Annotated in this window: 1 protein-coding gene; it reads left to right on the top strand. The window is 64.8% G+C overall.

Annotation, left to right across the window (positions count from 1 at the left end; all coding sequences use genetic code 11):
- Positions 1-8: 8 nt before the first annotated feature.
- A partial coding sequence (locus TSA1_RS33670; RefSeq protein ID WP_283814412.1) for an SDR family NAD(P)-dependent oxidoreductase occupies positions 9-8417 on the top strand: 8409 nt, incomplete at its 3' end.

Raw genomic sequence — 8417 nt, 5'->3', positions numbered from 1 at the left:
AGCAGCGGCTGCTGATGACCCATGTCTGGCGTGTCATCGAGGAAGCCGGTTACGCGCCGCAAAGCCTGGCCGGCAGCAAGACGGCGATTTTTATCGGAATTGGGACCAGTGGATACGGCGGCCTGCTGTCGCAGAGCGGCTGTGCGGTGGAGGGCTACAGCGCGGCGGGGACGGTATCGTCGATAGGGCCGAACCGCATGAGTTACCTGCTGGACCTGCACGGGCCGAGCGAGCCGATCGAGACGGCGTGCTCGAGCTCGCTGGTGGCGATCCATCGTGCGGTGCTGCTGCTGCAAAGCGGTCAATGCGAGTTGGCGGTGGTGGGAGGGGTGAACACGCTGCTGTCGCCGGATGCGCATACGAGCTTCAGCAAGGCGGGGATGCTGAGCAAGGACGGGCGTTGCAAGACGTTCTCGGCGCAGGCCAACGGCTATGTGCGCGGCGAGGGCGTGGGACTGCTGCTGCTCAAGCCGCTGGGGGCGGCGCAAAGAGACGGCGATCACATCCACGGGCTGATCCGGGGCAGCGCGGAGAACCACGGCGGCAAGGCGAACTCGCTGACGGCGCCGAACCCTGCGGCGCAGGCGGAGCTGATCAAGGAGGCCATGCGCCGCGCCGAGGTGGATCCTCGGACGGTGAACTATATCGAGGCGCATGGGACCGGGACCCCGCTGGGTGACCCGATCGAGATCCAGGGCCTGAAGAGCGCGTTCGCCGAGCTCAGCGAGGGCGGTGAGGCACTGCCAGGCGGCTACTGCGGCTTGGGTTCGATCAAGAGCAACGTCGGACATCTGGAGTTGGCGGCCGGCGTTGCGGGCGTGATCAAGGTGCTGCTGCAGATGAAGCACCAGACGCTGGCGAGGAGCCTGCACAGCGAGGAGATCAATCCGTACATCCAGCTGAAGGACAGTCCGTTCTACATCGTGCAGGAGAGCCGTCCGTGGGAGGCTCTGGTTGACGCGGGCGGCCGGCCGTTGCCGCGCCGGGCGGGGGTGAGCTCGTTCGGCTTTGGCGGCGTGAACGCGCACGTGGTGCTGGAGGAGTATGTGGCGCCTGGACCGGCGGCGGAGCCGGTGCGTGCGATGCCGGAGAGCCCGGCGGTTGTGGTGCTGTCGGCGCGGAACGAGGAGCGGCTGAAGGCGCAGGTGGAGCAGCTGCTGGCGTGGATGGGGCAGCGGGAGCTGACGGCCGCGGACCTGGCGGCGATGGCGTACACGCTGCAGGTGGGCCGCGATGCGATGGAGTTCCGCCTTGCGGTGATTGCCGGCACGGTGGCGGAGCTGCAGGGCAAGCTGCAAGGTTATCTGCAGGGCGCGCAGCACCAGGACGACGTGTACCGCGGCGAGGTCCGGCGCAACAAGGACGCGCTGGCGGTGTTTGCGGCGGACGAGGACCTGCAGGGAGCGATCCAGACGTGGCTTGCCAAGGGCAAGCACGCCAAGCTGGCGGACCTGTGGGTCAAGGGCCTGATGTTCGACTGGACCCGGCTGTACGGCGCCGCGCGGCCGGCGCGGCTGAGCCTGCCCACCTATCCCTTCGCCAAGGAGAGCTATTGGCTGCCGGCAACCGGGAAGCCGATTCTGGTGCAGACGCAGACTGCGGCCGCGGCGGTGTTGCATCCGCTGGTGCAGCGGAACATCTCGGACTTCACGCAGCAACGCTTCAGCGCGGTGTTCACCGGCGAAGAGTTCTTCCTGAAGGACCACATCGTGCATGGTCAGCGCATCCTGCCCGGCGTTGCCTATCTGGAGATGGCGCGAGCGGCGATCCTGCACGCGCTCGACGAGCCGGGCGACGGAGCTCTGGCGGTTCGTCTGGAGAACGTTGCGTGGCTTCAGCCGCTGGTGGTGGGTGAAGAGCCGGTCGAGCTGTACATCGCGCTGACGCTGGAAGACTCCGGGGTGATCGGCTTTACGGCGTATACCGTGGAGAGTGAGAAGGGCGAGCGGGTCTATGCCCGGGGACGGGCGGTGGTGGTGTCGGACGAGGTCGCTCCGGCCCTGGACCTCGCGGAGCTGCAGGCGCGATGCACGGAGACGGCGAGCGGGCAGCAGTGCTACCAGGCGTTCAACTCGGTGGGACTGACGCTGGGGCCGGCGTTCCGTTCGGTGCAGCAACTGAGGATGGGAACGGACGCGCAAGCAGCGACATTGGTCGTGGGCGAGTTGCGTCTGGACGACAGCGTTGTCGGGACGCGCGGGGCGTATGTGCTGCATCCCGGGTTGCTGGACAGTGCGCTGCAGGTGTCGATCGGCCTGGAGCAACTGAACACCTCGGGTCTTGGCAAGCTGCGCGTGCCGTTTGCGCTGGATAGCATCACGATCTTTGCCCCGATCCCCGACGATGCGGTGTCGGTGGTCAGACGTCATGCCGACAACCCCGCCAACGCGGCGGTCCAGAAGCTGGACATCGACGTCACCGATGCGGCGGGTCGGGTGTGCGTAAGGCTGCACAACTTCACCTCGCGCGTCATGGAGGGCGATGGCGAGGTCGAGAAGGCGCAAACCGTGATGCTGACGCCGGTCTGGCAAAGCGAAGCGCCATCGGCTCGGAGGTCAACGGGGTACGCCAGGCACCATATCGTGTTGTGTGAGGTGCAAGAGCTGGAGGACGCGGTTGCAACCGAGCTGACGCAAGCAAACGTAACGCGCCTGGACAGCCGGGCGGGATCCTTTGCCGAACGCTATACCGACTATGCCGAGCAGTTGCTGCAATATTTGCAAGAGGCGCTGCAGGCCACCGCGGAAGGCAGCGTCCTGGTTCAATTGGTTGTTCCAGCGGCTGGCGAGAGCGCGGTCCTGCGTGGTTTGGGGGGACTGCTCAAGAGCGCAAGCCAGGAGAATCCGAGACTGATCGGTCAGGTGATCGCCATCGAAGCAGCAGCTCCGGTGCGGGAGGCTGTGCTGGAGCTGTCGGTCGAGGGAGGTTCCGGGGCACAGGACGTCCGCTATGTGGATGGCCGGCGCGAGGTGATGGGCCTGCAGGCGCCAACCTCGGCCGAAGTCGACGCAGCGTTGTGCAAGGACGGCGGGGTCTACCTGATCACGGGTGGCGCGGGCGGGCTGGGGCTGCAGATCGCCGAAGCGATTGTGAGCCAGTCCAAGAACGTGGTGATCGTTGTGACGGGGCGTTCGGCTGCTCCTGCCAAGTACGAGCAGCTCGAGGCTTTGCGGATCGGTGGTGCCGTTGTGGACTACCGCGCGGTCGATGTCAGCGATCCGATCGCGGTGACCAATCTGATCGAGAGCATCACGTCCGAGTATGGCAGCCTGGATACGGTGATCCACTGTGCAGGCGTGCTGCGCGACCGCCTGGTCCAGAAGAAGACGTCGCTCGAGCTTCGGGACGTGTTCGCGCCGAAGGTGATGGGGCTGTTCAATCTGGACCGGGCGACGGCCGAGTTGCCGCTGGATCGATTTATTCTGTTCTCTTCGATTGCCGGTGTGACCGGCAATGTGGGGCAGGCGGATTATGCGGCGGCCAATGCCTTCATGGACGCTTATGCGCATCACCGCAGCGAGCTGGCGGCGCAGGGGCTGCGGCATGGCCAGACGCTCAGCGTGAACTGGCCGCTATGGGCGGCGGGTGGCATGCAGGTCGAGGCGTCGAGCAAGGAGCGCATGCGGCGCCTGACGGGGATGGTGCCGCTGGAGACTGCGGCAGGCATTCAAGCGCTGACGGCCGCATTGCGGCTTGGTGTGTCGCAAACGGCAGTCTTCTTCGGTCAGGCCAGCCGCATCAGGCAGCGGTTGATGGGTCCAACCGAGCCCGCTCAAGCCGAGCTAACCCAGGTCGAGCCCTCGCTTGAGCCAGTCACTGAACGCTCTTTGTCCGCGGCGCCGGCGACTCCGGTCATCCGATCGGAGCAGACGACGAGTGAGGCGTCCGAACTGCAGGAGAAGGTGCTGGCGGCGCTCTTGAGGATCGCTTCCGAAGTCCTGAAGATCAACCGGAACGGGATCCAGGTCGACGACGAGCTGAGCAAGTACGGGTTCGACTCGATCATGCTCACCGGGTTCGGCGATGCGCTGAGCCAGAAGTACGATCTGGCGATCAGCCCGGTCGTGTTCTTCGAGTATCCGACCCTGCAGGGGTTGGCCGGTTATCTGGTCCGAGACCATCGCCCGCAGATGCTCAAGCATTTTGGGGGCGCGGTGAAGCCGATGAGCGCGGCAGGGGCCAGCTCCGCCGTGGTGCAACCGCTGCCGGAGGTGATTGATCGCAAGCGTTCTTCCAGGTTCGGCAGGCCCCAACTGGTGAGAGCAGGGGACACGCGTAGTGTTGAGCGCGAGCCGGTCGCGATCATCGGTATCAGCGGAAGCTTCCCGCAGGCGAGGGACCTGGAGGAGTTCTGGGAGAACTTGAAGGCCGGCCGGGATTGTATCGGCGAGATACCGAACAGCCGCTGGGATTGGGAGCAGCTCTATGGCGACCCTCACAAGGAGCTGAACAAGACCAATATCAAACGGGCGGGACTGATCGAAGGTGCAGACCACTTCGATCCGTTGTTCTTCGGCATCTCCCCGCTGGAAGCCGAGTCGATGGATCCGCAGCAGCGCGTGCTGATGACGTATGTGTGGAAGGCGATCGAAGACGCCGGATATGCCCCGCAAAGTCTGGCGGGAAGCAATACGGCCATTCTGGTGGGGACTGGCAACAGCGGCTACAGCAGCATGCTGGCTCAGAACGGCTGTGCGGTGGAGGGCTACAGTGCGCCGGGTGCGGTGGCCTCGATGGGGCCGAACCGCATGAGTTACCTGCTCAACCTGCACGGGCCGAGCGAGCCGATCGAGACGTCGTGCTCGAGCTCGCTGGTGGCGTTGCATCGGGCCGAGATGCTGCTGAACTCCGGCAGATGCGAGATGGCGATTGCCGGCGGCGTCAATCTGCTGGTCGCCTCCGAAGTGCAGGTCAGCTTCAGCAAGGCTGGAATGCTGTGCGAGGACGGCCGCTGCAAGACGTTCTCGGCGCAGGCCAACGGCTATGTGCGCGGTGAGGGCGTGGGCATGTTCCTGCTCAAGAAGCTCAGCGCCGCCGAGCGGGATGGGGATCACATCTATGGGCTGATCCGGGGCAGCGCGGAGAACCACGGCGGGCGGGCGAGCTCGTTGACGGCGCCCAATCCAAAAGCACAGACCGGCGTGATCAAGGAAGCCTTCACGCAAGCCGGCGTGGATCCTCGGACGGTGAACTATATCGAGGCGCATGGGACCGGGACCCCGCTGGGTGATCCGATCGAGATCCAAGGTTTGAAGAGCGCGTTCGCCGAGCTCAGCGAGGGCGGTGAGGCACTGCCGATCAGCTACTGCGGGGTTGGTTCGGTCAAAACCAACATTGGTCACCTGGAGCTCGCCGCCGGTGCGGCGGGCGTGATCAAGGTGCTGCTGCAGATGAAGCACCAGACGCTGGCGAGGAGCCTGCACAGCGAGGAGATCAATCCGTACATCCAGCTGAAGGACAGTCCGTTCTACATCGTGCAGGAGAGCCGGCCGTGGGAGGCTCTGGTTGACGCGGGCGGCCGGCCGTTGCCGCGCCGGGCGGGAGTGAGCTCGTTCGGCTTTGGCGGCGTGAACGCGCATGTGGTGCTGGAGGAGTATGTGGCGCCTGGACCGGCGTCGGAGCCGGTGCGTGCGCTGCCGGAGAGCCCGGCGGTTGTGGTGCTGTCGGCGCGGAACGAGGAGCGGCTGAAGGCGCAGGTGGAGCAGCTGCTGGCGTGGATGGGGCAGCGGGAGCTGACGGCCGCGGACCTGGCGGCGATGGCGTACACGCTGCAGGTGGGCCGCGATGCGATGGAGTTCCGCCTTGCGGTGATTGCCGGCACGGTGGCGGAGCTGCAGGGCAAGCTGCAAGGTTATCTGCAGGGCGCGCAGCACCAGGACGACGTGTACCGCGGCGAGGTCCGGCGCAACAAGGACGCGCTGGCGGTGTTTGCGGCGGACGAGGACCTGCAGGGAGCGATCCAGACGTGGCTTGCCAAGGGCAAGCACGCCAAGCTGGCGGACCTGTGGGTCAAGGGCCTGATGTTCGACTGGACCCGGCTGTATGGGGCCGCGCGGCCGGCGCGGCTGAGCCTGCCCACCTATCCCTTCGCCAAGGAACGCTACTGGATCCCGCAGGCGGGTCCGCAAGTGACCTCCAGGCAGATCTCCGGCTCGACGATGACCGTCGGCGCGGCCTATCTGCATCCGTTGGTGCACCGGAACACGTCGGACCTGAGCGAGCAGCGGTTCAGCTCGATGTTCAGCGGACAGGAGTACTTCCTGTCGGATCACCAGGTGCGGGGCCAGCTTGTCTTGCCGGGCGTGGTGCACCTGGAGTTGGCGCGCGAGGCGGTGCAGCGCGCCAGCGGGGCACCTCACCAGATGCAGGTGCGGTTGGAGAATGTGGTGTTTGCGCGGCCCGCGGTGGTGGGCGAGGCGGGGCTCGAGATCCACATCGCGCTGTCGCCGCAGGATGATGGGGCGATCGCCTTCGAGATCTACAGCGGGCAGGATGACGAAGCGCTGGTGTACAGCCAGGGGCGGGCGGTGCTGCTCGATGCGGTGGCAGGCGAGCAGCTGGATCTGCCGGCGCTGAAGCGGCAGAGCGATGGTGATCGCATGGCGGGAGAGGCCTGCTACGAGCGCTTTGTGCAGGCCGGGTTGAACTATGGCGAGAGCTTCCGCTCGTTGCGCGAAGTGCATCGCGGCCTGGACGAGGCGGGTCACGAGCTGTTGCTGGCGCAGCTGCGGTTGCCCGAGGTGGTGGAGGCCACGCTGGGCGAGTATGGGCTGCATCCGAGCCTGATGGATGGGGCGTTGCAAGCGGGCATGGGGCTCCTGCTGGGCGAGCAGGCCGCGGGCAAGGTGGCGTTGCCGTTCGCGGTGGAGAGTGTGCAGGCGCTGGCGCCGCTGACGACGAAGGTGTGGGCTGTCGCGCGCCATAGCCGGTCGAGTGGGCCGGACAGTGGCGTGCACAAGCTGGACATCGATGTGGCGAACGAGCAGGGCGAGGTGTGCGTTCGTCTGCGCGGCTTCAGCTGCCGGGTGGTTCAGGATGAATCGAACGACGTGTTGGCTGGAAATTCAGCGGAGATACTCCTGCTGTCGCCGCGGTGGAAAGACGAGGCCGTCGTCCCCGGAAGTAGGGAAAATGAGGGCGATCATTGGATTGTTTTGTGTGGTGATGCCGCGCTCGCTCAGGCAGCGATTCAGGATATGCTGCCGACTGCGAATTGCATAGCGCTGAAAGCCACATCGACCGGTTTAGCTGATCAGTTTACCGAACTTGCCCAGCAACTGCTGAAGTTATTGCAAGACGGCCAGGTGGGGCATCAATCCCGGTTGCTCATTCAGCTTGTCGTTTGCCACGAGGGCGAAGAACTTGTGATGGGCGCTCTATTGGGGATGCTCAAGAGCGCCAGTTTGGAGCATCCGAGCCTGTCCGTCCAACTGATACTCGTGGAAAGGGCTGAGCGTCCTGAAGACGTCGCGCGCTACGTGCGGGTCGAGGCGGCCGGCACCGAAGCCGCGCCGGTAAGATATTCGCGAGGCGTACGGCTGGTGAAGCGCTTCGAGGAGCACGCCAGGGCTCTGCCGCCGGCTGTAGCAGCTTGGACTCCTGGAGGAGTTTATCTGATCAGTGGTGGACTCGGCGGCTTGGGATTGATTGTGCTGCGGGAGATCGCCCGCTGCGCACCGGGCGTGTGCCTGGTGGCGATCGGGCGGTCCGAACCCAGCAAGCTCTTGGAAGACGAGCTGGAAGCGCTCAGGCAGTCCGGTGCCCAGATCGAATTTCATGCTGTCGATGTCAGCAATACGCAGGCTGTTCGAGATCTGGTTCGCCGAATTTACGAGTCTCGCGGTCGATTGGATGGAGTTGTGCATTGCGCTGGCGTTCTCAATGATGCGCTTGTGCAGACAAAGACCGCCGAAGAACTTGCGGCGGTGTTTGCACCAAAGGTCAGCGGGTTAGTTTCACTGGATGAGGCAACGGCCGATCTTCCTCTGAAGATCTTTGCAACATTTTCTTCCCTCGCGGCGGAATTGGGAAATATCGGCCAGGCAGATTACGCAGCGGCCAATGCGTTCATGGATGCGTACATCGCGCTTCGCAGTGAGCGATTGGCTGACGGTCAGCGTAGTGGGCGCAGTGTTTCCGTGAACTGGCCGCTATGGGCCGAAGGCGGGATGCAACTAGACGAACTCATGCGGAGGAGGTTGTGGCGCAGTTTTGGAATGAGTGCGCTGTCGACCTCGAATGGCTTGCGGGCGTTCGAGTCGGCGCTTGCCGGTTCAAGCGCGCAGGTTCTGGTGCTGTCCGGCGATCGGACCAAGATGAGGAAAGTGTTCTCATCACACGTCATGGAAGCGGATGTTGCCGGCGGATCCGCGCAACGCGCCGTGTTCTCGGCGAGCCAGAGTTCCGAACTAGAGGGG

Origin of the sequence: Bradyrhizobium nitroreducens, assembly GCF_002776695.1 — a bacterium.
Taxonomy (GTDB): Bacteria; Pseudomonadota; Alphaproteobacteria; order Rhizobiales; family Xanthobacteraceae; genus Bradyrhizobium; species Bradyrhizobium nitroreducens.
Note: the sequence above shows the minus strand (reverse complement) of the source record. Positions and strands in the feature narration are given on the sequence as shown.